The following is a 25,863-nucleotide window of genomic DNA, read 5'->3' as shown; positions in this document are numbered from 1 at the left end:
ACAAAAATCCCCCTCGCAGCGAGGGGGATTTTTGTTTTTATAATGGTGGGATGTTATGATTTGATCTTCAGCATGCCAGCATTGATGGCTACCACCACGGTACTGATGCTCATGAGCACGGCGCCCGCGGCGGGACTGAGCAATATCCCCGCGCCGGAAAGTACCCCTGCGGCCAGGGGCATGGCGATCACGTTGTAACCCGTTGCCCAGGCGAGGTTCTGCACCATTTTCCGGTAAGTGGCCTTGCCGAAAAGTACGAGGCTGGCCACGTCTTTCGGGTTGCTGTTCACGAGAATGATGTCTGCCGTTTCGGCGGCCACATCGCTGCCGGAGCCCACGGCGATACCTACGTCTGCCTTGGCGAGGGCGGGTGCGTCGTTCACACCGTCTCCCGTCATGGCAACGAACTCGCCGGATTGCTGGAGCTGCGCGATCTTTTCCAGTTTTTCGTGCGGCAGCACTTCGGCGAAGAACTGGTCCATACCGAGGGTGCGCGCTACGTCTTCCGCCACTACTTTATTGTCGCCGGTGAGCAGTACCGTTTTGATATTTTGTTCGTGCAGCGTGCGGATGGCTTCGGCGGATTCGGGGCGGATCTGGTCGGAAAGCGCGATGAAACCGATGGGTGTTTCGTTACGGAGTACGTACACCAGCGTTTCGCCGGCGCGGATTTTTTCCGGCGGGTTTTGCGGCGCGTTGGGGCTTACCACTGAAATCGTGGTGCCGTTCAGTTCCGCCGTGATCCCTTTGCCGGTGATAGCCGTGATCTTGCCGGCCTGCTCCGCGCTGATGCCCAGCTCTTTCGCTTTCGCCACGATCCCCGTGGCGATGGGATGCTCTGAACTTTGCTCGAGCGCATAAGCGAGGCGAAGCACTTCTTCTTTCGTGACATCGCCGATCAATGCTTCGAACCGGGCCACGGCGAATTGGCCAACCGTGAGCGTTCCCGTTTTATCGAAAACCAGCGTGGTGATCTTTCGCGCGTTTTCGAAAGCGGTACGGTTGCGGATAAGCAGCCCGTTGCGCGCCGCCAGCGCGGTGGATTTGGCCACCACCAGCGGAATGGCGAGCCCCAGCGCATGCGGACAACAGATCACGATCACCGTCACCATCCGCTCCATGGCGAACGCCAGCGTGCTCCCCGTGAGGTACCACGCGAAAAACGTAGCGAGCCCCGCCACGATGGCGATGGCGGTGAGCCAGCGCGCGGCTTTGTCGGCCAGCAGCTGCGTGCGCGATTTGTCTTGCTGCGCTTCGTTCACCAATTGGATCACCTGTTGCAGGTACGATTCCTTGCTGCCATGGGTGACTTCGATGCGAAGGGCGCCGTTGCCGTTGATGGAACCGGCGATCACTTTATCGCCCGGGTTCTTTTCCGCCGGTTTGGATTCTCCCGTGAGCATGGATTCGTTGACGGCGCTTTCGCCTTCGGTGATGACACCGTCTGCAGCGATCTTTTCACCGGGTTTCACGAGAATGAGGTCGCCCTTTTGGAGCTGGTCGGTCGGTATTTCGGAGATCGTATCGTTTTTGATGATGTGGGCGGAGGAAGGCATCAGTTTGACGAGGGCTTCCAGTTCGCGCGAAGCGCCCGCCACCGACGTCATCTCGATCCAATGACCCAGCAGCATGATGAGGATCAGCGTCGCCAGTTCCCAGAAGAAGTCCATGCCTTCCAGTCCGAACACGGTGGCGGTGCTGTAGACGTAAGCCACGGTGATGGCGAACCCGATCAGCGTCATCATGCCGGGGTTGCGGGATTTCATTTCGGTGAACCAGCCTTTGAGGAAAGGCCAGCCGCCGTAAACGAAAATTAGGGTCGACAGCCCGAAAAGTATTTTGCCGGAACCGGGGAACTGCCATGGCAGGCCGAGCCAGTGCTGGATCATGGACGACAGCAGCAAAACAGGCACCGTGAGCACCAATGTCACATAGAACCTTTTCTTGAAATCGGCGATCATGCCGTGGTGATCATGGCCGCCGTGCCCTCCATGGTCTGCATGCATCCCGTGATCTGCGTGCTGGCTGTGGTCGGCCATGGGAGCGGGTTGCGGATGGTTGTGGTGGACGTGCGTGTGGTCTTGCGGCGGATGGGAATGCGGTTCCGGATGATGGTGATGCTCGTGATGATGCTCGTGCGGATCGTTAGGGCTCATGGTACGGTGGTTTGAATGGAAAACAAGTTTGCGGGATGAATGTTCAAATGCCTTGCCAGTATTGGCTATTACCAAAATTGTATAACAGAAAACCGGAATGTTGTAAAAGAAAGGTTACAGATGCTGGAGATGTTTCTCCAAAACATGGCCGAGGGCGGTCAGTTCGATGGGTTTCACGACATAATCGCAGGCGCCCTGGAGCCGGAATTTATCGGCCGATTCGGAGTAGGCGTCGCCACTGGCGATCACCACGGGGATGTGCTGGAGCCGGGGATCGCTTTTCAGGTGTTCGAGCATTTCGCTGCCGTTCATGTTGGGCATTTGCGAATCGAGGATAATGAGGTTGGGCGATTGTTCGCGGGCGATCGTCAACCCCTCGTTCCCGTTATCCGCCGCCAGCACATGGATGCCTTTCGCGCGGAGGAAGTTGCGCAGGATGATCTGGCTCATCCGGTCGTCTTCCACCACCAGCACTGTGCTGCCCGCGAAGCTCGTCCTGCCGGGCGTTTCATCCTTCAGTTCGGGGATCGTGGCGCCGTCTGGGATGGGGAAGGAGATGGTGAAAGTGGTGCTCACCCCGTCCACACAATTTACCTCGATGCGGCCGCCGAGCAATTCCGCAAAATATTTGGAGATGTGCAGGCCCAGCCCGGTCCCTTCCACGAATGATTTTTTAACGGTCACGAACGGCTCGAAAATAACTTTCTGCTTGTCTTCCGGGATGCCGCCGCCCTGGTCCGTCACGCTGATGTGCCATTCCTTTCCTGCCACGCCGCATTCCACGAGGATTTCGCTGTTGCCGGGGGAAAACTTGATGGCGTTGGTCATAAGGTTATTGAGGATCTGCGACAGCTTCACTTCATCGGTCGTCACCACGGGCAACATGCGCGGCGAAATGCTGAGGCGGATGGTGACGGATTTGGTGAGTGCCAGCAGTTCGTAGATGCGGACGATGTTGTGGAGGAATGAATGCGTGCGCACTTCGGCCGGATGCGCTTCGTCGCGCTGCCCGGATTCGATGCGCGAAAGCTCCAGCACGTTGTTGATAATGTCTTTCACGTTGAAGCTCGCCACGTACAGATGGTCTACCAAACTGCCCATCGTTTCCGGCGGCCGGCCGTTCTGCAAATCCATGCGCATGAGCTGCACGATGCCGAAGATGGCATTGAGCGGATTACGGATTTCGTGGCTGGTTTCCTGCAGGAATAGTTTTCTCGACTTGTTGGATTTTTCCAGCTCGTCCCGTTTAGCCAGCAATTCCTTCAGCAGGTCGTTATATGATTTTTTATAGTGGTAAATGCAAAGCAGGGGAATGAAAACGTGCCATGCGATGTTGATCCACCGCAAGGAGCGGATCACGGGCTCAGGTTGTTGCAGGTACGGCGGGTTGCCGTTCAGCAAATGCCATTCCATGAACACGATGGAGATGCTGAGCGTAGCCACGGCGATGATTTGCCAGGATTGTTTTTCTATCGTCAGGTAAGTGAGGCTGATCATCGACATGCAGGCGATGATGAAAAGTACCCCCGGCCCCAGGAGCCAATCGAAATAAACCGCCCACAAAGATTGGAAGGCGACCAGCAGCAGCGTGGCGGTCTTCAGTTTGCCATAACGATTGAAAATCACCGGGATGCAGAAACACACCAGCGCCAGGGTATTGCCGAAGAAAACGATGGGCGCCCGGCTGATGAAATAATACACGACCCCGAGCATGAAAAGACTGCTCCCGATCGCTAATGAAAGGGAATTGATGATCCGCACCTGGCAACGCTTTTCCTCCGGAAAGCGTGTGCAACCGGTGTCCAGCAGTCGGGTTATCGGGGCGATGATATTCATGTCTTCCGGGTAAATTTCAGGAACAAGAATCCATAACGTTCAGGGGCTTCCGGATCTGTTTTTCCGGCTCGTTTCAAATGTAATCAATCCATCCGTGCAGGCAAAAACTTAATATCCACGCCAATTCGTTTGTGTAAATACCAAAAAGGCTCCCCATCCGGGAAGCCTTTTCTCTTCTTTCCTCGCCTATCACACTCAGTCGTTATTTGGCGCCGGCCTTTTCGAGGAGGCTGGCGATTTCGGTCTGTTTTTTCTGCCGGGCATGTTGCAGCGTCGTAACTCCATCTTTATCAGCGATATTGAGATCGGCGCCTGCGTCTATGAGCAGTTGCACGATGCGGATATGCCGCGGTCCCCCGTCGCCGAGGATCACCGCTTCCAGCAAACCGGTCCATCCGAGCCGGTTGATGTGGTTGATGGGGAATTTTTTGTCTTCCAGCAGGGCGATCACCGTTTCCACATGCCCGCGCTCGCAGGCGGGGATGAGGGCGGAGCCGCCGTACCGGTTGTATACGGTATAGTCTGCACCGGCTTTCATGCACATCCGAACAATGTCGGTCATCCCTTCGGCGCCGGCGTAGAGGAAGGGTGAATTCAGGATTTTGTCCTGCGCGTTCACGTTCGCTCCCGCATCGATCAGCGCCTGTGCGGCGGATGCATGATGTTTGTATACGGCCGTCATCAGCGGGGTGCGGCCTTCCGCGTCCCGCGATTCGAGTTGCGCGCCGGTGCGCAGCGCGTCGCCGATGGCGGCGGTGTCGCCCGCAGCTGCGGCGGCCTGTAGTCTTTTATTTGCACTGTTATCCATCTGGCTCATCTGCTTTTCGTGCTGTGCGCAGGCGGGCATGGTTATGCCCAATACCAGCGCCAGTAACATGGTTTTCATCATCTGGTGTCGTTTACCAAAATTACCCGTAATCAAATGGAAGGAAAGGGGAAAAACGTGTGGATCAGGGTACTTTCTGAACCTGCTGGCGGAATTCCAGGGGCGTTTGACCCGTATACCGGCGGAAGAAGCGGGAAAAGTAAGAAGTGTCGGAGAATCCCAGTTCATACGCGATCTCTTTCACGTCCTGGGTGGTGAGTGACAGTAACCGCCGGGCTTCCAGCAGCAGCCGCCGGCGGATGAGATTGCCCGCCGTGATGCCGGTTTCCTTGCGGCAGACGATGTTGAGGTATTGTGGCGTAACATGGAGTTGCGCGGCGTAATGCTCGACGGTTGCGTTTTCCCGGTAACTTTTTTCGAGCATGGCGAGGAACTGCTTCACGAGGCGCTGAACGGGCGGCTGGTTGGTGGTGGGATGGGCTTCGTCGTACCGGCGCTCGAGCATCGTGAGCAGGGAAAGCAGGCGGTAAGTGATGATGCGCACGGTGAGGTAATCTGCCAGGGCATATTCTTCGAGGATGCTTTCCAGTTCCCGGACCACCGCGTTGAAGGGCGCTTCTTCCAACAGCAGGTGCGGATTGGCGGAGAAAGAGAAAAACGGCCACTGGAGCGTGTCTCCCGTCAAAAAATCCCTGCCGAACATCAATTGGAAACCTTTCGTCTCCGGATGCAATTCCCAGTCGTGCGGCTGCCCCGGCGCCAGGAAATACACCGAGCCCGGGGTAACGGGGTAGGGCGAAAAATCGATCGTATGGGTACCGCTGCCGGCAGTCACGACCAGCAGCATGTAGAAATCGTGCTTGTGGGGCTGCGGAAGGCTCGCCCGGCCCTGTTCCTCATGCCGGAATATGCTGAACACCTCCGCCTTGAGCGGTGTGCAGATGTCCTGTATGCGGATAACGGGCAGGTGCTGATTCGAAGCCATACGCGAATATAAGCGTTATCGCAACAGCGTGGCCGTGCCGCTGAGGAAGAAGTCGGCCCCGAAATAATCCACGGCGCTCACCTGCCAGACGTACGTTCCGTTATCCTGCAATTCGCCCTTCGTACGGCCGTCCCATCCGCGGTTATTTTCATTTCCGCTGTACACGAGCCGTCCCCAGCGGTTGTACACCCTGAAGTACCGGATCTCGCTGATCCCCGCGCCAATGGGCCGCAACCAATCGTTGACGCCGTCGCCGTTGGGGGTGAACGCAGTGGGCACAAACACCTGCGGCAGCGTGTTGTAGACTTTCACCGTAAGGAACGCCGAATCCGCACAGCCCGCCTGGTCCTGCACGAGCACCTTCAGCCGCAATCCCTTATTGGCACTGCGGTACACGGCAATGGGATCGGGATTGCCGGGATCGGAAAGCCCCGCCGCCGGCGACCATTCATACCGCGTTCCGCCCGAAGCGTGCAATCGCAGCGGTTGCCCCACCACCACCGCCGTATCGCGCCCGGCGTAAGCCTGCACTTTGGGCAAAACCGTCACCAGCACCGTATCCCGCGAAGGTTTGGGGCATCCGCGTGTATCCGTGGCCGTGAAAACGTAAGCCGTGCTCCCCGTAGGCCTTACCACCGGGTCGAGCGTTCCCGGCAATGCGGGCGACCACGCAAACCCGCTGCCGTCGGTAGCGGCGTGCAATTGCGCTTCCGTTCCGAAACAGATGACCGTATCGTTCCCTGCCCGCGCGAGCGGGTAAGGCACCGTGCGCACCCAAACACTGCCGCTGGCCGTGCAGGCGCTCACGCTGGCCGTCACGAAATAACGCGTATCTCCCGGCGGGCTCACCAGTGGCGCGGGCGCCGCCGCCTGCAACAATCCCGGGGCGGCCGCCCAATTGTAGATCAGCCCGTTGGATTGCGGCCGCAAACGGATGGTATCTCCCTGGCAGATCAGCGTATCTGCCGGCATCTGCAGCGTCACCTGGGGGGTAGTGCGGATGACGACGGAGTCGCGGTTCAGACAGCCGTTCTGGTCGAGGTCTACGTAATATTTCGTGTCGGAAGTAACGTTCACATTAGGCGTGGCGGTTTGCGAGCCGGTCATGTTCACGGCGGGCGACCAGGTAAAATTGCCCGACCCGGATGCGCGGAGCGTAAGCGGGTCCGGCGGACAAATCAGCGTATCCCTGAACGCCAGTCCAATGGGTGGTTTATCGAGAATATCGATCGCTTGCTGCACCGTATCCTTGCAGCCCACGGAATTATGTGCGATGAGCGTAACGGTGTAGCGGCCGGTGGAAGGGTACGTCCAGTCCGGGTTTTGATCTTCCGAACGGTCGGTCATAGTGATGGCCTGGCCGAAATCCCAGTTCCAGTAATTCACCGTTCCGAAGGCCGTGGTGGTTTGGTCTGTGAAGGAAACGGGTTTGGCGATGCAGGATCCGGCGGAAGTGAAGGCAGGGTTGAAGCCGGGGTATACCAGCGCGAGGGCTTCCGTGGAATCCGGGCATTGCAGGCCGCGGTTGGTCGTGAGCTTCACTGAATAGGTACCCGGCAGCGCGAATGTGAAATCCGCGACAGGATTGGCGGAGGAATACACGAGCTGGCCGGCGGCGTTGCGGAACTCCCAGTTCCACCGGGCGATCAATGGGCTGGTAGACCGGTTGGCGACCACGAGCTGCTGCGAATTGCCGCAGAGCATGTATTCCGGAAGGAGCGTGGCAGCCGCGAGGGTGCAGCCCGTGATGTTGAGCTGCAGGTCTTTCCGTTGCGTGGCGATGACGATACCGTTCCGCAGTTCCTGTACGCAGACGGTAACCACGTAAATCCCCACTTCCGGCGCGATGCCGGTGATAAGGCCCGTGACGGGATCGATGGAAACACGGACGCCGAGGGGCGCATCCTGGCTGTATCCCGTGCCATACGGCACGCTAACGTAGGGCGGCGGCACGGTGGGCTGGCTGGTGGCGCCTCCGCCTCCGGTGCCGGGGTTGCCGCTGGAGTAACCGATGGTCTGGTAGGCCTCGCAAAAGTAATAGCGAAGCTCGTCGTTGTCAGGGTCTTCGGCCGCAAAGCTGTATTGGAACGGGTTGTCGGCGCAAACAGTAACGAGGTCGGAGCCGGTGAACCGCGCGCTGCGGTTGTTGGTGGCGGTGGCCAATTGCGCCGTGCCGGGGATTTCAGCGGTGTAGGTGGCGCCGATGCGGTCGTATCCCGGTTCCAGGTTGCTGATCTGGTTTACGCGGTTGGTTACCTGCGAAGTGATGATATATCCATCCGGGGAATCTTGTAGCGTAACATTGAAATGCCAGTACCCGACGTAGTAGCAGATCGTGGGTGGACGGGTGATGCAGGGGTCGTTGCTCGTGTGGCTGAGCTGTTCTTCCCGGTTGAGGGGGACAGACAGCATGAAGATTTCCGCGTTGGAAGCCCGGTTATATACGCCGATGTAAATAGGATTGTAGAAGGAACGGTTCAAAGTGCCGCAACTGCGGAACTGCTTGAGCGTCACCTGGTAAGTGGTGCTGCCATTCGCGCGGGAGAGTACGGTATAATACATTTCCCCGCCGGTAATATGGTCCGCGCGCAGGCCGGCAGAAAAGGCCATGATCAGCATCAGGAGCGACAGGTGCTTCATGCAAAGGTATTGTTCGGGATACGGAAAATCCGTTCGGGCGGTTGCTTGCCCAGGTCGCATGTAGTCAGGCTGATGGCGGGTATTTCGGGAATGGATGCTATCGTGTGGCGGGGTACAGCAGGCTGTGGAGCATGCTCACCAGTTCCGAGAATTTTTCCGGTTTCGTGTAAAACTGGAATGCGCCCAGCTCCAGCGCCTGCCGGATCGTTTGCTGGTCGGATGCCGTGGAATAAATGATGACGGGGATGTGTTTGGTCCGCTGGCTGGTTTTCAATTCCTGTAAAAACTGCATGCCATTCATTACCGGCATGTTGAGATCGAGGAAAATGAGGTCTGGCAACGATTCCGATGCACCCAGGTGCGAAATGCCTTCCTGCCCGTTCGATGCCAGGGAACAGCGGATGGAATTGTCAATGAACGCCAGCGCAGACAAAAATATCTCCTGGTCGTCCGCATCATCGTCGATCAATAAAAGATTGGGTACAGCAGTTGTCATAGATTGCACGATTACAAAGGCCAAAAACTCGCATGAGGAAATAAATGCATTTGTTTATCGCCCGCCGCATATCCCTATCAAATTAATCATTTTAAGTTGAATTATGCGGAAATATTGAGTAAGATTGCGCGGAACAATTTTATCCGCATGAAACGGTTACTCTTTATGTTTTTATGCGGCACGCTGGCGGGAGATGCGATTGCCCAGCAGCGGCCGAACGTGATTATCATTTACGCAGACGATGTGGGATACGGCGATCTGAGCTGCTACGGCGCCACCCAGGTGCAAACGCCCAACCTCGACGCCCTGGCCAAAAGCGGCATCCGCTTCACCAACGGCCATACCACATCCGCTACCTGCACACCGTCGCGCTACGCCCTGCTCACCGGCCAGTATCCTTGGCGCAAGAAAGGAACGGGCGTGCTCCCCGGCAACGCGGCCATGATCATCCCGCCAGGTTCCCCCACGCTCGCGTCCATGATGCAACAGGCCGGGTACCAGACCGCCCTCGTCGGGAAATGGCACCTGGGATTGGGAGACGGTTCCCCCATCAACTGGAACACCGCCATCAAACCCGGCCCCAACGAAGTCGGATTCAATTACGCCTTCTTCTTCCCCGCCACGGCTGACCGCGTGCCGACCGTTTTCGTGGAAAACGGCTCCATCATCGGCGCCGACCCTGACGATCCCATCGAAGTCAATTACCAGGCGAAAGTCGGCAACGAGCCCACCGGCAAGGAAAACCCTGAACTGCTCAAAATCCAGTCATCACCCGGCCAGGGCCATAACAATACCATCGTGAACGGCATCGGCAGGATCGGCTGGATGAAAGGCGGTTCCCGCGCGAGGTGGACAGACGAAGAGGTCGCCTACGCGTTTACCGACAAGGCCATCGAATTCATGGAAGCCAACCGCAAAAAACCTTTCCTGCTGTGCTTCAACCTGAGCGATATCCACGTGCCCCGCATGCCCGCCACCGCCTTCAAAGGCAAAAGCAAACTGGGCTACCGCGGAGACGCGATCCTGCAGATGGATTGGAGCGTGGGCCGCATCATGGACAAGCTCCGCCAGCTCGGCCTGGAGAAAAACACGATCGTGCTCTTTTCCAGCGATAACGGCCCCGTGCTCGACGATGGCTACGTTGATGGCGCAGTTACCCAGCAAAACGGCCACCAGCCCGCAGGCCCGCTGCGCGGCGGCAAATACAGCGCTTTCGAAGGCGGCACCCGCGTGCCCTGGATCGTAAGCTGGCCCGGCACTGTGAAGGCCGGCGGTACGTCAGACGCGCTGATCAGCCAGGTCGATCTTTACGCCACTTTCGCGAAGCTGACCGGACAAAAGTTGCCCGAAAATGCCGCGCCGGATAGTCACGACATGTTGCCAGCATTCCTGGGCAAAAAGCCGGAAGGCCGCTCCTGGCTCGTGTTGCAGGGCGGATCTTTGTCGCTCGTTCAGGGTAACTGGAAATACATCACGCCGTCGAAAGGCGCGAAGCTCATGAAAGAAGTGAACATCGAGTCCGGCAACGACGAAGTTCCGCAGCTGTATGATCTTCGTGCGGACGTCGGTGAAAAACAGAACCTCGCCGCGCAGCATCCCGACAAGGTGAAAGCCATGGCGGAAGAGCTGGATCGATTGAAAAACGCATCGCAGACCCGATAGAAGAATAATACGAACGGAACGGCCCGGAGCGTTTGCTTCGGGCCGTTCGTTTTTTGGAATAACAGTAAATCAGAACGCGCTGGCGGTATTGAGCAGTTCCATATCGTCGGAATCCAGCTGCAGCGAAACGGCGCGGATGAGCTCGTCGAGCTGCCGGAGGTTGGTGGCGCTGGCGATGGGCGCGGTCACGGTGGGACGGTCTTTCACCCACGAAATGGCTACCATGCCGGGTTTGGACTGATGTTTGGCCGCTACGGAATCGAGCGCTTCCAGGATGCGGGTGCCGCGTTCGTTGAAATATTTTCCGAGGAATTTGGCACGCGGGCTGTTGGCAATGTCGGCTGCGGAACGGTATTTGCCGGTGAGGAAGCCGCTGGCGAGGGAAAAATACGGGATCACGCCGAGGTGATGTTCCGATGCGTAGGCGGCGTACCCGGTTTCGTATTTTTCGCGGTCGAACAGGTTGTATTCGGGCTGGAGGGTTTGGTAAGACGGCCATCCTTTGTCTTTGCTGATGGCGGCGGAAGCCACGATGCGGGGCAGCGTCATGTTGCTGGTGCCGATGTGGCGGACTTTTCCGGCGGAAATGAGGGTGGCGTAGGCTTCGAGGGTTTCTTCGATCGGCGTTTCCGGATCGTCGTAATGCGACTGGTAGAGATCGATGTAATCGGTTTGCAGGCGGCGGAGGGAATCTTCTACGGCAGTCAGGATGTACGCTTTGCGCAGGCCTTTCTTTTCCTCCGAAATCACCCCGCCTACTTTGGTGGCCAGCACGATTTTACCGCGCTTCCCGGAAGCTTTGAGCCATTTGCCGATCACCCTTTCGGAAGTGCCGGGGCTGTTGCCCGGGGCCCAGCGGGAATAGGTATCAGCCGTGTCGATGGCGTTGAATCCCGCGTCGGTAAAGGCGTCGAGCAGGCGGAAAGACATTTGCTCGTCGGCCGTCCAGCCCAGCACGTTCCCGCCGAACATCAGCGGAGCAATGGTGAGACCGGTATTTCCCAAAGTTCTTTTATCCATGCGCATGATTTTTAAGGGTCATAAAGCTAAAACTTAAATTGCAGGAAAAATGTTTACACACATATCAAATCCGTTCACATGAAAGTATTCATCACCCGGCAGATTCCCGAAGCGGGGATACGACTGCTGCGCGACGCAGGTATCGAATTCACGGAGCATACGGAAAAGCGGAACCTCGCACCGGAAGAGCTGGTGGCGGCGTGCAAGGCGCATGATGCATTGCTGAGCGTGGGCGGGAACAAGCTGGACGCGGATTTTTTGCAGGCGTGCCGGCATTTGAAAGTGATCGCGCTCATGTCTGCCGGGTACGACAACCTGGACGTGGCAACCGCAAAGGCACTGGGGATCCCGGTGGGGAATACGCCCGGAGTTTTGAGCAATGCCACGGCTGATACGGCTTTCCTGTTGATGTTGGCCGTTTCGCGCAAGGCGTTTTACATGCATAAACGGATCGAAAAGGGCGAATGGGGATTCTTCGACCCCACGGCCAATCTTGGGATAGAGCTCAACGGCCGGACGCTGGGCGTTTTCGGGCTGGGTAGCATCGGCACTGCGCTGGCGCGGAAGTGCCGCGGTGCGTTCGATATGGAAGTGATCTACCACAACCGCAGCCGGAACGAAGCCGCGGAAAAGGAACTGGGCGCGCGATACGTGAGCTTCGACGAACTGCTGTCCCAAAGCGACGTGCTGAGCGTTCATGCCGCGCTCACACCGCAAACGGAAGGGATATTCAACGCCACAGCCTTCGGGAAAATGAAGCCCACGGCTATTTTCGTGAATGCCGCCCGCGGATCGATGCACCAGGAAAACGATTTGCTGGATGCCTTGCGGACACACCGTATATGGGGCGCGGGCCTCGATGTCACCAATCCCGAGCCCATGGACCGGAACAACCTGTTGCTGCAAATGCCCAATGTGGCCGTGCTGCCACATATTGGTTCGGCTACGGAAGAAGCGCGCGGCGGAATGGCGCGTATGGCGGCGGAAAATATCATCGCAGGGCTGAAGGGGGCACCGCTCCCGCATCCGATCGGGTAAAACAATGGGCGCGCTATGATTATCGCATGGTTTTTTGTATCATGGGGTAATATTCCACGTTCCCTACTATGTCGCACCTTATTGCCCGAAGGAAATTCCTCGGAAATCTGTCGCTGGCCACTGCCGGCTTTTTGCTGAACTGGCGCCGCTCCTTTGCAGCCATGCCTCCGCTAACCGAAAAGGCCGCCCTCGTGCTGCCGCATTTTCCGGATACTTACCACGCATTCGTCTGGCGAAACTGGTCGCTGGTGCCGCACGATACCCTGGCACGCGTGGCAGGCACTTCTGCGCAAAATATCCTTTCCACCGGCCTGGCCATGGGCCTCGAAAAGCCGGCGCCGGTTGCAAAGCTGGCGTGGGAGCGGAGCTACATCACCATCATCCGCCGAAACTGGCATCTGTTGCCGCGGACGCAGTTGACGGACTTGTTGGGATGGGATGAAAAGCGGTTCGAATTCACGCTGCACGAAGACGATTTCCTCTACGAAAAACTGGGAAGCTTCAAGCCTTCCTGCGCGCCGGTGCAATATCAACCGCCGTCCGCCGCTACCGCCGCGATCGGGGAAGTGATGAAGCGGGAATTCCCCGAAGGGCTCCCCAAAAGCCGGGAACCGCTGTTCCATTTCATCCGCGAGCTGAGCGACCCGAAAAATTCCCTGCCCGGCATTCCTTCGGCCGGATTTTCGCCAAGGCTCGGCTATTCCTATTTCGCGCTGTATGGCGATCCCTTGCTGGACGCGGCTTCGGACCCCTATCCGGATGCGTACCTCGCCCGGTTGGCCGCCAGCGGGATGGACAGCGTCTGGATCCACATCGTGCTGCATAAACTGGTCCCGTTTCCCTGGGATGCCTCCCAAAGCGAAGGCCATGAAACGCGGCTGAAGAATCTCCGGAAACTGGTGGACCGCGCCGCCAAACACAACGTCAAAATATTTTTATACCTCAATGAACCGCGGACCTGGCCCGCGTCTTTTTTCGAGAAGTATCCGCGGCTGAAGGGCGCGGAAGCCGGTGGCGTGATCAGTCTTTGTACGAGCCACCCGCATGTGCAGGCGTACCTGCGCAACGGCATCGCCGCCATTACCCGCGGGGTGCCTGACCTGGGCGGGTTCTTTTCCATCACGGCTTCCGAAAACCGGACCAATTGCTGGTCGCACGGCCAGGGCGCGGGTTGCCCGAGATGCGGGCCGCGCGGCGGGCCGGCGGTGATCGCGGAGCTGAACCATAATTACGCGGAGGGCATCCGGAAGGGAATGGAGAAGCGGGAAGACGGGCCGGTGCCGGAGCTGATCGTGTGGGATTGGGGCTGGCCGGCGGGTTGGGGGAAACAGATCATTCCGGCGTTGCCGAAAGAAGTGTTGTTGATGAGCGTGTCTGAATGGGATGTGACAATTGAGCGTGGAGGCGTGAAAAGCAGTATAGGAGAATATTCCATATCGGCGATCGGGCCGGGGCCGCGTGCCAGGGCGCATTGGGACGCGGCGCGGTTTGCAGGGATCAGGACCATGGCCAAGATACAGGCGGGCAATACCTGGGAGATGGCGGCGGTGCCGTATATCCCGGCGTTGCGGAACGTGGCGGAGCATGCGGCGGCGTTGCGTGCGGAAAAGGTGGACGGGCTTATGCTGGGCTGGACGCTGGGCGGGTATCCGTCTCCCAACCTGGCCGTGGTGGCGTTGATGATGAAGGAAAAAGATTTGCGGCCGGAAGAAGCGATGGCAAGGGTGGCGGCGGCGCGGTATGGCGCTGCGGGCGAAGCGGTGACGCAGGCCTGGGAGGTGTTCAGTAAGGCATTCAGCGAATTCCCTTTTGGGGGAGGCTTGTATTTTTCGCCCATGCAAACGGGGCCGGCGAATTTGATGTGGAATGTGGGGACGGGGTACCAGGCTACGATGGTGGGTTTTCCGTACGACGATCTTGCGCGTTGGCGGGGGCATTATCCGCAGGAAGTGTATGTAGGGCAGTTGCGGAAGGTGGCGGATGGTTTTGCGGAGGGATTGGAGACGCTGAAGAAGGAGACCGGGGGGCTGCGATTGCCGGCGGGCGAGGCGGAAAAATTGGTGTTTGAGCAGGAGGTGGCGGAAGCGGTGGCGGTGCATTTTCGCAGTGCGGCGAACCAGTGCGAATATATCGCGTTGCGGGGTGATGCGGCGGGAAAGGCGCGGCGGGCGGCGTTGCTGGAAGATGAGCTGCGGCTGGCGCGGCGGATGTTGGTGTTGCAGCGGGGGAATTCGACGTTGGGTTTTGAGGCGTCCAATCATTATTTCTATACGGGAGAAGATTTGCTGGAGAAGGTGTTGAATTGCCGGTTTTTGCTGGATGCGGGCGGCTGAAAATTTTTTCGGTCCCAGTGAGGGCTTTTGCCACGGCAAACGAATACTATGCAGATACGGGTGATTTCATTAACTTAATAGTGTTATCATTTTATGAAGCCTGTTTACGTAGCCCTGATATGTTTACTATTCACGTTATTTTCCGGATGTCGTAAGAAAGACGACGCGGCGCCTCCGTCATCGGGGCGGAGGGAGATGGTGGAAGGTTCCTGGAAGCAGAAGGACCTTGTGATTGCGGTGAGCGTGAAATTGGGAGGTCAGAATATTCCTGCGGGAACGAGCATGATGGTGTTAGCGCCGCTGCTGGGGCCTGGAGGGGCGCTGATTACCTGTACGAAGAACAATACATATAGTTTTAATAAGGACAATACCATGAAGGTGGCGGGTTGTACGGAGCTTTTATTCCCTGTTACGGGGAATGACGGAACCTGGTCCCTGGATATCTATGATGCCGTGCTGCTGCTCAAATCTGCGCAGGGCGATCCGGACCCGCACTGGATAGACGAATTGACGGATAAAACCCTGAAAATTTCCATTACAGCAGTCATTCCGAATGTAGCGACGGTTCCGTTGACGCTGATACTCGAAAAGTCGTGACCTGAATACGATTGATATTATTGAATTATATGCGATACACCGCGCAGGATATCAGGCTAGGAAATAAGGATGCCTTCCGGATGGTATATCAATTATATCATCAGAAGTTGTATTACTTCACGCTGCGGCATGTGCAATCTGCATATGTTGCGGAGGAGACGGTGCAATTGACGTTTATCCGGATGTGGGAGCGTCGGGAGTCTTTATCGCCGGAAGTTTCGATATCGCAGCAATTATTCCGGATCGCGAAGAGTATTATGATTGATTTGTTGCGGAAGGAGTATGTGCGGGACCGGCATATGGGGGTGTTTTCCGAGGGGCAGGAGCGGGAGTCTCCTGCGTTTGATCTGGAGGGTAAGGAGGAATTGGAGCGGGTGTATTTTTATTTGGAGCATTTGTCGCCGGTGCGGCGTCATGTATTCCGGATGAGCCGTTTGGAGGGGTGGACGTACCAACAGATCGCGGAGGCTTTGTCGATTTCTCCGCGTACGGTGGAGAATCATGTGTTGCGGGCGGTGAGCCAGTTGCGGAAGGCGTTGTTGTGATAGGGGATTGTGGGATGTGTGGATCGGAGATGTGTGGGAGGTGGATGGAGGTTGGATGGAAAATGAATTGAAGGTGAATGGAAGTTGAATGGGGGATATGTGGACAATGGAAAGATGTGTAGGAGATGGTTGGAAGAAGGATGAAAATATGAATGGAAAGATGTGTGGAAGATGAATGGAAGTTCGATGGAAAATGAAGCCGTACGAAATTTAAACATGGTGATGCAGTTAACTTAATACTAGGGGAGGGCACTTCTGGCATAGGTCCCACCTCAGCAATCAGACATTCAAAGTACAGATGACCGAAATTACATCCCATATGATCCAGCGTTACTTCCGGAACGAATGTACGGAAGCGGAAACCGCTACGGTAAGGGCGTGGTTGTTGCAGCATCCTGACGAGCTGGAGCACTACCTTACCGAAGAGCAATGGGAACAATTTCATCCGGAGGGCCGTTTGCCCGAGGGTGTGTCCGCATCGATGTACGGGCAGATCGAAGCACATATCGAAGCATCCGGTGATGGGTGGAATAAAGAAACAATGACTGCATTTGATGATGGTATAAGCAAGTGTGTATTTGATGACGGAATAAGCAATGAAGCTGGGTTCGCATCCGGTGATGAATGGAGCAAAGCAGCAATGAATACATCAGATGATAGCAGGAACAATAACGCAGGGAACCCATCCTGCGATGGACAGCATACTAAAGCAAGAGGCGAACTTGTTACAGATCTGAACAATGAACCGAGGAATGCATCAGATGATCGCAGAAGCAACAACAAAGGGAACCCATCCTGCGATGGACAGCATACTAAAGCAAGAGGCGAACTTGTTACAGATCTGAACAATGAACCGAGGAATGCATCAGATGATCGCAGAAGCAACAACAAAGGGAACCCATCCTGCGATGGACAGCATACAAAAGCAAGAGGCGAACTTGTTACAGATCTGAACAATGAACCGAGGAATGCATCAGATGATCGCAGAAGCAACAACAAAGGGAACCCATCCTGCGATGGACAGCATACTAAAGCAAGAGGCGAGCTTGCCGCAGGACTGAGCAATGAACCGAGGAACACATCAAATGATAGCCGGAGCACCACAGCAGATGTCTCATCAGAAGAATGGATATCGAATTCCATCGGCGGAGAACGCAGTAACGAAGTTCCCCGCCCCAGGAGCCGCTGGAACCCGGGATGGCGCCTCCCTGCCGTAGCGGCCATGCTCGCGGCAGCCGTGGCCACCTGGTATTTAACCCGGCCCGCCACAAAACCCGTCGTGGCAACGAACCAAGATGCCGAAGCGCCCGCCGGATTCCTGGAAAACACCACCGGCAAACCCCTCACGCACCGGCTCCCCGACGGCTCCGGCGTTCTCCTCCAACCAGGCGCATCCCTCCGGTACAAAAATCCATTCCCAACCCATCAAAGAAATATCACCCTTTCCGGGAAAGCCCGGTTCGACGTAGCCCGGAACCCCGCACCATTCACCGTCTCCGCCGGCAAAACAAACACCACCGCCCTGGGCACCGTCTTCGAAATCAACTCGGTCCCCGGTAAACCCACCACCGTGCTCCTCATCAGCGGAAAAGTAAAAGTGCAGGCAGGCAACGAAAAAGATATCATCCTCCGCCCCGGAGAACTTCTCCGGTACGACGCGCACCTCCACACCGTTCAAGTCTCCCGGCCAGCGCCCCCCGCCCGCAAAAGCCCCGCCCTCGCCGCCATCCCATCCCCCAAAGAAATTATCCCTACAACCGCCATCATACATTTCGACAATACACCGCTCACAACACTCTTCCGGCAACTGGAATCCCGCGAAAACCTGCAAGTGCTGTACGACCCGGCACTGCTGCGCGACAGGTATTTCACCGGATCGTTCAACAGCGGTAAAGAATCCCTGGACAATTTCCTGCAGACGATCGCCGTGCTGAATAACCTGCAGATACGCCGCTCGGGCGACAGCTTGCTGATCTCCCCCTAAACATCACCCGTACCCGCTCCCGGCAGCACCACTGCTCAGGGCGCATCCTATACTCTTAAAATCATTACCGATATGAGACCACGTTTACGCTCTATTTCGGGAAAGGCCTTCCTCTTGCTGTTGCTGTGCCGGAACTTCACCACCTCCGCACAAACCACCGCCATCCCATCCGTAACCGGCATCGTCCGGAACGAAGCCATGCAGCCGGTAGAAGGCGTCGCCGTTGAATTGTTCAACGAATCGGCCCGCGCACTCGGGCAAGCCGTCACCAACGACAAAGGCGTTTTCGTTATGACGAAAGTCCCGCCCGGCGGCCCGTATTATTTTGTGTTCTCGCACGTAGCCTACATGCGCGACACCTTGCGCAACTACACCATCCAGGATGCCGCAAGGGCCACGCTTTCCGTGATACTGAAAGAGAAAAGCCGCGAACTGGGCGCCGTCACCGTCACCGCCCTCGGCATCAGAAGGGCCACCCGCTCACTGGGGTACTCGGTGGAAGAGCTCAGCTCCCGCGAATTCAACCGAGTAACACAGGAAAATTTCCTCAACGCCATGTCCGGGAAAATGGCCGGCGTCACCATCAGCAGCACCGGCGGAACAGGGTCTTCGGTAAATATGGTCATCCGCGGCGCCACATCGCTCAGCAGCGACAATCAGCCGCTGTTCGTGATAGACGGCGTACCGGTCGCCAATACCCTCAACAATATCAGCGAGATCGGCAGTAACAACAAAGTTGACTACGGCAACGCGATCTCCGATATCAATATGGACAATATCGAAAGCGTGACCGTGCTCAAAGGCCCCAGCGCCGCGGCACTTTACGGCTCCCGCGCGGGCAACGGCGTTGTCATCATCACCACCAAAACCGGCCGGAAAGTAGACCGGCTAACGGTCAACGCCGCGCAGAACGTCGTTTTCGACATCCCTTACAAATATCTCCAATGGCAAACCAAATTTGGGTCGGGACAATTTTCCGGCATCCCGGTTTCGCGGAGCGGCAACATGCTCACTAACCCCTTCGGCTCCCTCGTCTCTGAAAACATCGACGCCACTTATGGCGCACAACTCGATATGGGTTATGAGGAAGTGCAGTGGAACAGCCCGCTGGATGCCAACGGGAAAAAGGTCGCCAAGCCGCTGGTATCTTACCCCGACAATGCGAAGGATTTCGTGAACACGGGCATCACATCCGCTTCCAATCTATCTATCGCCAACAATAACGACCTGATCGCCTACCGGATGTCGTACGCGAATATGACGAACAAAGGCATCATCCCCAATACCGACCTTTTCCGCAACGCACTCAACCTGAACGCCACGATGCGCCTCAACCAGAAGCTGAGCGTGAGCGCAAACGTCGATTACAGCCGGAGCAATTCCAATAACCGCCCCGCCGGCGACCGCGGTACCAATCCCCTGCAATGGCTTTACAGCCTCAGTCCACACATCAATATCAACGACCTGCGCGATTACTGGATGCCGGGGCAGGAGGGGATTCAGCAGCGAACGCAATCGAACGGCGTTTTCAATAATCCCTGGTTCCTTGCGTACGAAGTGCAGAACGGCTTCGTGCGCGACCGTGTTTTCGGGAACATCCATGCCGACTGGCAGATCACGCCGCACCTGAGCCTCATGGTCCGCTATGCGCTGGATACGTACCGGGAAGAACGCGAAACGAAGATCGCCAGCAGTTACCTCGATTCCCGCAACGGCGCTTACGGCGTCATCGGGATCAGTCATATGGAGCGGAATACCGATGCGTTGCTGACTTACAAACAACGCGCGGGACAATTCGATTTTTCCGTGTCCGCCGGCGGCAACCTGCGCTATCAAACGGGCAAAACCGTCAGCAATACGAATAAACCCGGCACCGGGCTCATCGTTCCCGGCGTGTTTACCCTGCAAAACATCCTTCCCGAAAACCTCGATGCCTGGACGAGCCGCTACGAAAAAGGCGTGCACAGCGTGTACGGTACCGCCAACGTCGGCTACCGCGACCGCGTTTATCTCGACATAACGGGCAGAACAGACTGGTCGAGCACACTGCCGGACGCAGCGCCGTATTTCTATCCCAGCGCTTCGCTGAGCGTGCTGGCCGATAAACTGGCGGGATGGGACCATCGCAACGTGAACATGATCAAACTGCGGGCGGGCATCGCGAAAGTGGGCAACGACGCATCGCCCTATCAACTTCAGGCGGTGCTGAACAATGCCGGCGCCTGGGGGAATATACCGCGGCTCGGCACATCGGGCACGCTGCTCAATCCTTATCTTAAACCGGAAATCGCGACATCGTACGAAGTGGGAACGGATGTGGTACTTTTCAAAGACCGGTTCCGGTTCAACTTCACGTATTATGTCGTGGAAAATAAAAACCAGATTTTCAGTACCAAAATCCCGCCGTCGTCGGGGTATTCGAGCAAGAACATCAACGCCGGATTGCTGCGCAGCCGCGGCGTGGAAGTGACACTGGGCGGAACGCCGGTGCTGAAAAAGGATTTCCGGTGGGACGTAAACCTCAACCTCACGCGCAACCGCACCCGGATCGCCAGTCTTACCGAGGATATGCCGTATTACGTGTTGTGGGAAGAAGGACGTGGCGGCGCCTGGACGTATGTCGGCGAAGACATCGGCGATATTTACGATGCGGAACTAGTGACGGTGAAGGACGAAAAATCGCCGTATTTCGGGTATCCCATCCTCGATGCGGTCGGCAAATGGCAGGCGATCGACGCGCAAAATACCCGCAACAAGATCGGTAACTTCAATCCTGATTTCATTCTCGGCGGCCAAACCACGATCAGTTATAAACGTTTTTCGCTGGCGATGACTTTTGACTGGCGGAACGGCGGCGATTTCGTGTCGCAAACCTATCGTTACGGGGAAGAGCACGGCAATTCGCAGCGTTTCCTCGACAAGCTGATCAACCCGGGCAACATGCGTGGAGAAGATCTGGCCAATTACCTGAAAGCCAACCAGGACAGGCTGATCCGCGTCAACGGGAACTATTTTCCGCTGGTGGGCGGGCCCACGCCGGAATATAACGGGTATCCCTTCACATATGGCCCGTACACATTACCGTATGGCGGCGTGTTCATTCCCGGGGTGCGGCCAACCGGGTTCGATCCGCAGGGCAATCCGACCGGCTACGCCGAAAATCTCGGCGGACCGGGAACGCTGACCCTGCCGTATGCAGGCAGTACCACCTGGTCTTTCACCCGTGCGTTCCTGTTTCCCGCGTCGTACCTGAAATTGCGGGAAGTGGCGTTGTCTTACGACATCCCCGGCAACATCGTGAAGCGCATCGGGGCGAGGAGCGCGGGATTTTCCGTGTACAGCCGCAATATTATTTTGTGGACGGCGGCCAAGATCGGCGTGGACCCCGAACAGGCATACCAGCCGGCTTCGGGCGTGCAGGGATCGGGGATTCAGTTCAAGCAGGGCATAGAACGGTATAATGTAACGCCCTGGTCGATCCCGATCGGTTTCAAACTTAACCTGACATTTTAAAATATTCGACATGAAAAGCAAACAGACCCTCATCGTATGTTGCCTCCTGATGCTTGCGGGCCCATCGTGCCGGAAGCACCTCATGTCGCTCAACGAGAATCCCAACGGCGCCAATCCCGACAAAACCAATCCCAGCTTCGTACTGTCTACCGTGCTTACCGAAACGGGGAAGAATTACGTGAACCTCGGGTTCCAGGACCTCGCCGGCGTGATGCAGCATACGCAGAAAGACGGATGGGTAGGCACGCACAACGAATACGACTGGGGCGGCAGCAACAGCTGGACGGCCTATTACGACATCCTCCGCAACAACCAGTTGGTGCTCGAAAAGGCCAGGGCAGCGGGTTTTGAGCTGCACGAAGGCGTGGCGCTGGTGATGAAAGCCATGCTGTTCGGTCTGTTGACCGATCTCTACGGAGACGTCCCCTACAGCCAGGCGCTCCGCGGCGACCAGGAAGGCTCCGGCAACGCCGCTCCCGCCTGCGACCCCCAGCAGCAGGTCTACACCGGCATCCTGCAAGACCTCGACCGCGCCAATCAACTCCTGTCCAAACCTAAAAACCAATACGCCGCACCCATCGATCTCGTAGATGTCTACTATCAGGGCGACCCCGCCAAATGGCGGAAAATGGCCAATTCCCTCGCGCTCCGCTATTACATGCGCCTTGCTGAAAAATTGCCCGCCGTGGCCAGACCGGGCATCGAAAAAATCGTAGGGGCGCCGGATCAGTACCCATTGATCCTCAATGCTTCAGACGACGCTACCATGGCGTTCATCGGCACGAGCGACGCGGATTCCTGGCCTGTTAACGCCACGTACGACCGCGAAGCCGGCAGCCGCTACCGCCGCATCAAAATGTGCAGTACATTCGTGAATATGCTGCAATCGCTCGGCGATCCGCGCCTGGGCGTCTGGGGCAGGAAAGTGGAATGTTTTCTTTTGGTGGATGACACGAAGCCCGCCGGCACAGGGAACATCTATCAACCGCGGGATACCATCGTGAACGGCGAACCGCGCAAGGTGCGCTACATCTCGCCCGATGTGCTGGCTTCCCGGGGGCTCACGCCGGCAGACATCGATCAGGACGTGGATTACGTGGGGCTTCCGCCCGCGCTGGCCGGCCCGGCAGTGTACAACATGAGCAACGATGCGGCGCAGGCATCCACCAACGCGCATGTGTCGTGGCTGAACGATATTTACAAGGAGGCGAAAGGCCCCTTGTTGAAAGCACGATTCATTTCCGCGGCGGAAGTACATTTCATCCTGGCCGAAGCCGCGCTGAAAGGTTGGGCCGCGGGCGATGCGGAAACGCATTACCGCAAAGGGATCGAAGCGTCTTTTACGACCTGGGGCGTGACGGCGAAATTGGCGGCCTATCTGGCCGGCCCGGCCGGAACTTTCCAGGGAACGCAGCGGCAGATCATCGAACAGAAATGGATCGCGGCATGGACGAACGCCACCGAAGCCTGGGCAGATTATAAACGCACCGGTTTCCCGGTGCTGACTGCCGGTCCCAATGCGAAAGGGCCTGTGGTACCCGTCCGTTTTTACTATATGCTCGACGAAAGAAACCTGAACAACACCAATATCATGGCCGCCGCGGCGAAGCTGGAGATAACCACCTATTCCGCCTTCGGCGCCAACGGTCCGCAGAACAGCCCCTGGTCAAAACCTTGGGTCATCAGCGGCACTGGCAAACCCTGGTAAGAAACCCGAAAATTCCGATGCATTATGAGATACAGCATGTTGAAAACACTTCACATTTTCCTGGTAGCCCTTCTGGCGGCAGGCGCCGCCCGCGCACAGGTGACGCCCGAAACTGCCCTCCGGTCGTACCTCAATAACGACGACAAATCGTTCCAATGGACCGTCCGCGACTCATTCGAAGTTGCCGACATCACCGCTTATTCCGTAGCCCTCACGTCGCAACAATGGCGCGAGCATACCTGGAAACACCAGCTGATGGTTTTTGTCCCGAAAACGGTGAAACATAACGGTGCTTTGCTGTTCATTACCGGCGGTTCGTTGAAAGACGGGGAGCCGCGGTGGACGGGCGCCAACGATAAATTGTACCAGGCCATCGGCCAGATCGCGCACGACCGGCAGGCCATTACGGCGGTGCTGCGGCAAACGCCCAATCAGCCGCTGTACAACGATCTCACCGAAGATGCGCTGATTTCCTACACCCTGCACAACTTCAAACAATCGAAAGATTACACATGGCCGCTGCTGTTCCCGATGGTGAAAAGCGCCGTTCGCGCGATGGACGCCGTACAGGAACTTTCCCGCAGCCGCGCCTCCAAACCCGTAGAAAAGTTTGTGGTGGCGGGCGCTTCCAAGCGCGGGTGGACCACCTGGCTGACCGGCGCCAGCGACGGCCGCGTGAAAGCCATCGCCCCGATGGTGATCGATATCCTGAACATGCCCAAAAGCCTCGACTACCAGATCGAGACCTGGAAAGAATACAGCATCCAGATCGAGGATTATGTAAAACTCGGTATCCCGCAACAGACGGGCACGGCGGAAGGAAAAGCTATCACCGCGATGGTGGACCCATACAGCTACCGCAAACAGCTGGACATGCCGAAAATGCTGTTCATGGGCACGAACGATGAATACTGGGTGGTAGACAACGTGAAGAATTATATCAATGACATCCCCGGAAAATACCTCCTCAATTACGTTCCCAACGCCGGGCACAACATGGGCGACGGAAAGCAGGTGATGAACGGGCTGAGCGCCTTTTTCGGCATCACTTTCAACGGACAGCACTACCCCGAATGCAGCTATACCGTGAAGAAGAAAGGCAAGGAAGTGACTCTCAACATCAAGGCTACTTCCGATAAACTGGAAGACGTGGTGGTTTGGACGGCCACTTCGCCCGACCTGGATTTCCGCAACGACAAATGGACGTCTACCAGCCTGGGGATTTCCGCGACGTCGAACGTTTCGGTGTCGCGCGCGCTGCCGGCAACGGGTTACCAGGCATTTTACGTAGACCTGAAATACAGCCAGGAAAACGGTGATCCTTACACGGTGAGCACCCGCGTATTCCTGACAGATACGGAAAAAGTCCGGTAAATAAATACGCCTTGGAATCGACAGGGGGACCTCCGGGCGGAGGTCCCCTTTTTTTATGCGAAAGTTCCCGACAGCAATTCCGACCACTGCATCCCTTCCGGCAGCACGCTGTTGCTGAATTCGATGTGGATGACGCGCCGGCGGCGGTTATTGGTGGTGCGGCCGGAAGCGTGCAGCAGCAAAGGGCGCATGAGCATCACGCCGCCGCGGGGCACGGCGCAGGAAACATCCGTTTCCCGCTGCCAGTCGATCGTTTCAGGGCGGTAGACGCCTTTGCGGTGGGAGCCGGGCACCACGCGCAGCGCGCCGTTGTGCTCGTCGGTATCGTCGAGATGGATGCGGAGCGTCAGGTTGTTTTCAAGAATGGGAAGCGGCGGTTGTACGGCGAACTGGCCGGGCTTCACCGTCCAGGGGCCATAGCCTTCCGCGTCGGATTTTTTATCGACCGAAATGGTGAGGTCCTGGTGGTAAGACACGAACCAGTTCGATTCCGGGGGCTTGTCGAAATAGATGGATTTAACGGGGCGATAACCGCTTCCCGCAAAAGTTTCCACGAGTTGCAACAAGGCGTCGGTGAGCACGAGCGGCTGAACGGCGGGCACTTCGTGCAGGAAGCGCCGCACGGCAAACAGATCGGCCGATTTGCGGAAAGCGGGATGGGAATGGTCTGTTGTATCGATGGCCTGAACGATCGCTGCGATCTGATCGTCGGAGAACAGCGGCTGCGTGATGGCAAAGCCGTTTTCGGAGAACTGTAAGGTAGAAGGGAAGCCGGAAATCATGGTTAAAAATAAGCATTCGCCGGATACATCGCCTCAGCGAATTGACAAACCCGTCCATTGAATTCAGCGTGGATTGGGGCGGCAGGTCAACACTTATTTGGGATGATGTGTTATATCAATTCCATTCATCACCATTTAAATCTGCATTATGCCTATCGTAAAAGTCATCGAGATCATCGCGTCGTCAGAAAAAAGCCTGGAAGATGCGATCCGTAATGCTGTTACGGAAGTGAGCAAAACCATTCATAACGTGGATTCCGTGTACGTGAAGGATATCAAGGTGCATGTGAAAGACGGTCAGATCACTACGTTCGGCTGTATTTGCAAGGTTTCTTTCCGGATAGACGAAGCGCATCGCTAAAAACAGC

18 protein-coding genes are annotated in these 25,863 nt (G+C 56.8%); 10 read left to right on the top strand and 8 right to left on the bottom strand.

What is annotated here, in order from left to right:
• Positions 1-53: 53 nt before the first annotated feature.
• The 6 genes from WJU22_RS01310 to WJU22_RS01285 form a co-directional block, all read right to left on the bottom strand.
• On the bottom strand, positions 54-2,156 hold the full coding sequence (locus WJU22_RS01310; protein WP_341841504.1) for a copper-translocating P-type ATPase: 2,103 nt from the start codon (positions 2,154-2,156) through the stop codon (positions 54-56).
• 114 nt (positions 2,157-2,270) lie between these two features.
• The gene (locus WJU22_RS01305; RefSeq protein WP_341841503.1) at positions 2,271-3,992 is read right to left on the bottom strand and encodes a hybrid sensor histidine kinase/response regulator; all 1,722 of its coding nucleotides are present in this window, start codon (positions 3,990-3,992) and stop codon (positions 2,271-2,273) included.
• 202 nt (positions 3,993-4,194) lie between these two features.
• Positions 4,195-4,881, bottom strand: a complete 687-nt coding sequence (locus WJU22_RS01300; protein ID WP_341841502.1) for an ankyrin repeat domain-containing protein — start codon at positions 4,879-4,881, stop codon at positions 4,195-4,197.
• A gap of 61 nt (positions 4,882-4,942) precedes the next feature.
• Entirely contained in the window at positions 4,943-5,803 is an 861-nt protein-coding gene (locus WJU22_RS01295) for a helix-turn-helix domain-containing protein (protein ID WP_341841501.1), read from the bottom strand.
• 15 nt (positions 5,804-5,818) lie between these two features.
• Positions 5,819-8,443: a gliding motility-associated C-terminal domain-containing protein gene (locus WJU22_RS01290; protein ID WP_341841500.1), complete on the bottom strand. Its 2,625-nt coding sequence runs from the start codon at positions 8,441-8,443 to the stop codon at positions 5,819-5,821.
• Positions 8,444-8,540: 97 nt separating this feature from the next.
• Positions 8,541-8,939, bottom strand: coding sequence for a response regulator (locus WJU22_RS01285; protein ID WP_341841499.1), 399 nt, complete (start codon positions 8,937-8,939; stop codon positions 8,541-8,543).
• Between the two features lie 147 nt (positions 8,940-9,086).
• Between WJU22_RS01285 and WJU22_RS01280 the strand changes: the two genes are divergently transcribed.
• A complete protein-coding gene (locus tag WJU22_RS01280) occupies positions 9,087-10,601 on the top strand; it encodes an arylsulfatase (protein WP_341841498.1) in 1,515 nt (504 codons plus the stop codon).
• A gap of 69 nt (positions 10,602-10,670) precedes the next feature.
• Here WJU22_RS01280 and WJU22_RS01275 read toward each other — a convergent pair whose 3' ends face one another.
• Positions 10,671-11,621, bottom strand: a complete 951-nt coding sequence (locus WJU22_RS01275; protein ID WP_341841497.1) for an aldo/keto reductase — start codon at positions 11,619-11,621, stop codon at positions 10,671-10,673.
• 78 nt (positions 11,622-11,699) lie between these two features.
• Between WJU22_RS01275 and WJU22_RS01270 the strand changes: the two genes are divergently transcribed.
• From WJU22_RS01270 to WJU22_RS01235, 8 genes are all read left to right on the top strand, one after another.
• A complete protein-coding gene (locus WJU22_RS01270) occupies positions 11,700-12,659 on the top strand; it encodes a D-glycerate dehydrogenase (RefSeq protein ID WP_341841496.1) in 960 nt (319 codons plus the stop codon).
• A 68-nt stretch (positions 12,660-12,727) separates the two neighbouring features.
• Positions 12,728-14,992 carry a hypothetical protein gene (locus tag WJU22_RS01265; protein WP_341841495.1) on the top strand — a complete coding sequence of 755 codons (2,265 nt, stop codon included), beginning with the start codon at positions 12,728-12,730 and terminating at the stop codon, positions 14,990-14,992.
• A 93-nt stretch (positions 14,993-15,085) separates the two neighbouring features.
• Positions 15,086-15,589, top strand: a complete 504-nt coding sequence (locus WJU22_RS01260; RefSeq protein WP_341841494.1) for a lipocalin family protein — start codon at positions 15,086-15,088, stop codon at positions 15,587-15,589.
• A gap of 29 nt (positions 15,590-15,618) precedes the next feature.
• On the top strand, positions 15,619-16,134 hold the full coding sequence (locus tag WJU22_RS01255) for an RNA polymerase sigma-70 factor (protein ID WP_341841493.1): 516 nt from the start codon (positions 15,619-15,621) through the stop codon (positions 16,132-16,134).
• 1,279 nt (positions 16,135-17,413) lie between these two features.
• Positions 17,414-18,118 carry a FecR family protein gene (locus tag WJU22_RS01250; protein ID WP_341841492.1) on the top strand — a complete coding sequence of 235 codons (705 nt, stop codon included), beginning with the start codon at positions 17,414-17,416 and terminating at the stop codon, positions 18,116-18,118.
• A gap of 72 nt (positions 18,119-18,190) precedes the next feature.
• Complete coding sequence (locus WJU22_RS01245; RefSeq protein ID WP_341841491.1) at positions 18,191-21,631, top strand: SusC/RagA family TonB-linked outer membrane protein; 3,441 nt, start codon at positions 18,191-18,193, stop codon at positions 21,629-21,631.
• 10 nt (positions 21,632-21,641) lie between these two features.
• Positions 21,642-23,339 (top strand): SusD/RagB family nutrient-binding outer membrane lipoprotein, encoded by a 1,698-nt coding sequence (locus WJU22_RS01240; RefSeq protein ID WP_341841490.1) that lies wholly within the window; start codon positions 21,642-21,644, stop codon positions 23,337-23,339.
• A 24-nt stretch (positions 23,340-23,363) separates the two neighbouring features.
• Complete coding sequence (locus WJU22_RS01235; RefSeq protein WP_341841489.1) at positions 23,364-24,713, top strand: PhoPQ-activated pathogenicity-related family protein; 1,350 nt, start codon at positions 23,364-23,366, stop codon at positions 24,711-24,713.
• Positions 24,714-24,766: 53 nt separating this feature from the next.
• On the opposite strand, the gene WJU22_RS01230 is transcribed toward WJU22_RS01235, so the two are convergent.
• A complete protein-coding gene (locus tag WJU22_RS01230; RefSeq protein ID WP_341841488.1) occupies positions 24,767-25,495 on the bottom strand; it encodes a phytanoyl-CoA dioxygenase family protein in 729 nt (242 codons plus the stop codon).
• A gap of 148 nt (positions 25,496-25,643) precedes the next feature.
• Here WJU22_RS01230 and WJU22_RS01225 point away from each other — a divergent pair, with 148 nt between their 5' ends.
• Positions 25,644-25,856 carry a dodecin family protein gene (locus WJU22_RS01225; RefSeq protein WP_341841487.1) on the top strand — a complete coding sequence of 71 codons (213 nt, stop codon included), beginning with the start codon at positions 25,644-25,646 and terminating at the stop codon, positions 25,854-25,856.
• Positions 25,857-25,863 lie beyond the last annotated feature (7 nt).

It is taken from the genome of Chitinophaga caseinilytica (assembly GCF_038396765.1).
Taxonomy (GTDB): domain Bacteria; phylum Bacteroidota; class Bacteroidia; order Chitinophagales; family Chitinophagaceae; genus Chitinophaga; species Chitinophaga caseinilytica.
This window is presented reverse-complemented; position numbering and strand designations above follow the sequence as displayed.

What these genes read in the sequence shown, in the direction of transcription:
- WJU22_RS01310 (WP_341841504.1), bottom strand. Translation starts at nt 2,156, where the DNA reads ATGAGCCCTAACGATCCGCACGAGCATCATCACGAGCATCACCATCAT.
- WJU22_RS01305 (WP_341841503.1), bottom strand. Translation starts at nt 3,992, where the DNA reads ATGAATATCATCGCCCCGATAACCCGACTGCTGGACACCGGTTGCACA.
- WJU22_RS01300 (WP_341841502.1), bottom strand. Translation starts at nt 4,881, where the DNA reads ATGATGAAAACCATGTTACTGGCGCTGGTATTGGGCATAACCATGCCC.
- WJU22_RS01295 (WP_341841501.1), bottom strand. Translation starts at nt 5,803, where the DNA reads ATGGCTTCGAATCAGCACCTGCCCGTTATCCGCATACAGGACATCTGC.
- WJU22_RS01290 (WP_341841500.1), bottom strand. Translation starts at nt 8,443, where the DNA reads ATGAAGCACCTGTCGCTCCTGATGCTGATCATGGCCTTTTCTGCCGGC.
- WJU22_RS01285 (WP_341841499.1), bottom strand. Translation starts at nt 8,939, where the DNA reads ATGACAACTGCTGTACCCAATCTTTTATTGATCGACGATGATGCGGAC.
- WJU22_RS01280 (WP_341841498.1), top strand. Translation starts at nt 9,087, where the DNA reads ATGAAACGGTTACTCTTTATGTTTTTATGCGGCACGCTGGCGGGAGAT.
- WJU22_RS01275 (WP_341841497.1), bottom strand. Translation starts at nt 11,621, where the DNA reads ATGGATAAAAGAACTTTGGGAAATACCGGTCTCACCATTGCTCCGCTG.
- WJU22_RS01270 (WP_341841496.1), top strand. Translation starts at nt 11,700, where the DNA reads ATGAAAGTATTCATCACCCGGCAGATTCCCGAAGCGGGGATACGACTG.
- WJU22_RS01265 (WP_341841495.1), top strand. Translation starts at nt 12,728, where the DNA reads ATGTCGCACCTTATTGCCCGAAGGAAATTCCTCGGAAATCTGTCGCTG.
- WJU22_RS01260 (WP_341841494.1), top strand. Translation starts at nt 15,086, where the DNA reads ATGAAGCCTGTTTACGTAGCCCTGATATGTTTACTATTCACGTTATTT.
- WJU22_RS01255 (WP_341841493.1), top strand. Translation starts at nt 15,619, where the DNA reads ATGCGATACACCGCGCAGGATATCAGGCTAGGAAATAAGGATGCCTTC.
- WJU22_RS01245 (WP_341841491.1), top strand. Translation starts at nt 18,191, where the DNA reads ATGAGACCACGTTTACGCTCTATTTCGGGAAAGGCCTTCCTCTTGCTG.
- WJU22_RS01240 (WP_341841490.1), top strand. Translation starts at nt 21,642, where the DNA reads ATGAAAAGCAAACAGACCCTCATCGTATGTTGCCTCCTGATGCTTGCG.
- WJU22_RS01235 (WP_341841489.1), top strand. Translation starts at nt 23,364, where the DNA reads ATGAGATACAGCATGTTGAAAACACTTCACATTTTCCTGGTAGCCCTT.
- WJU22_RS01230 (WP_341841488.1), bottom strand. Translation starts at nt 25,495, where the DNA reads ATGATTTCCGGCTTCCCTTCTACCTTACAGTTCTCCGAAAACGGCTTT.
- WJU22_RS01225 (WP_341841487.1), top strand. Translation starts at nt 25,644, where the DNA reads ATGCCTATCGTAAAAGTCATCGAGATCATCGCGTCGTCAGAAAAAAGC.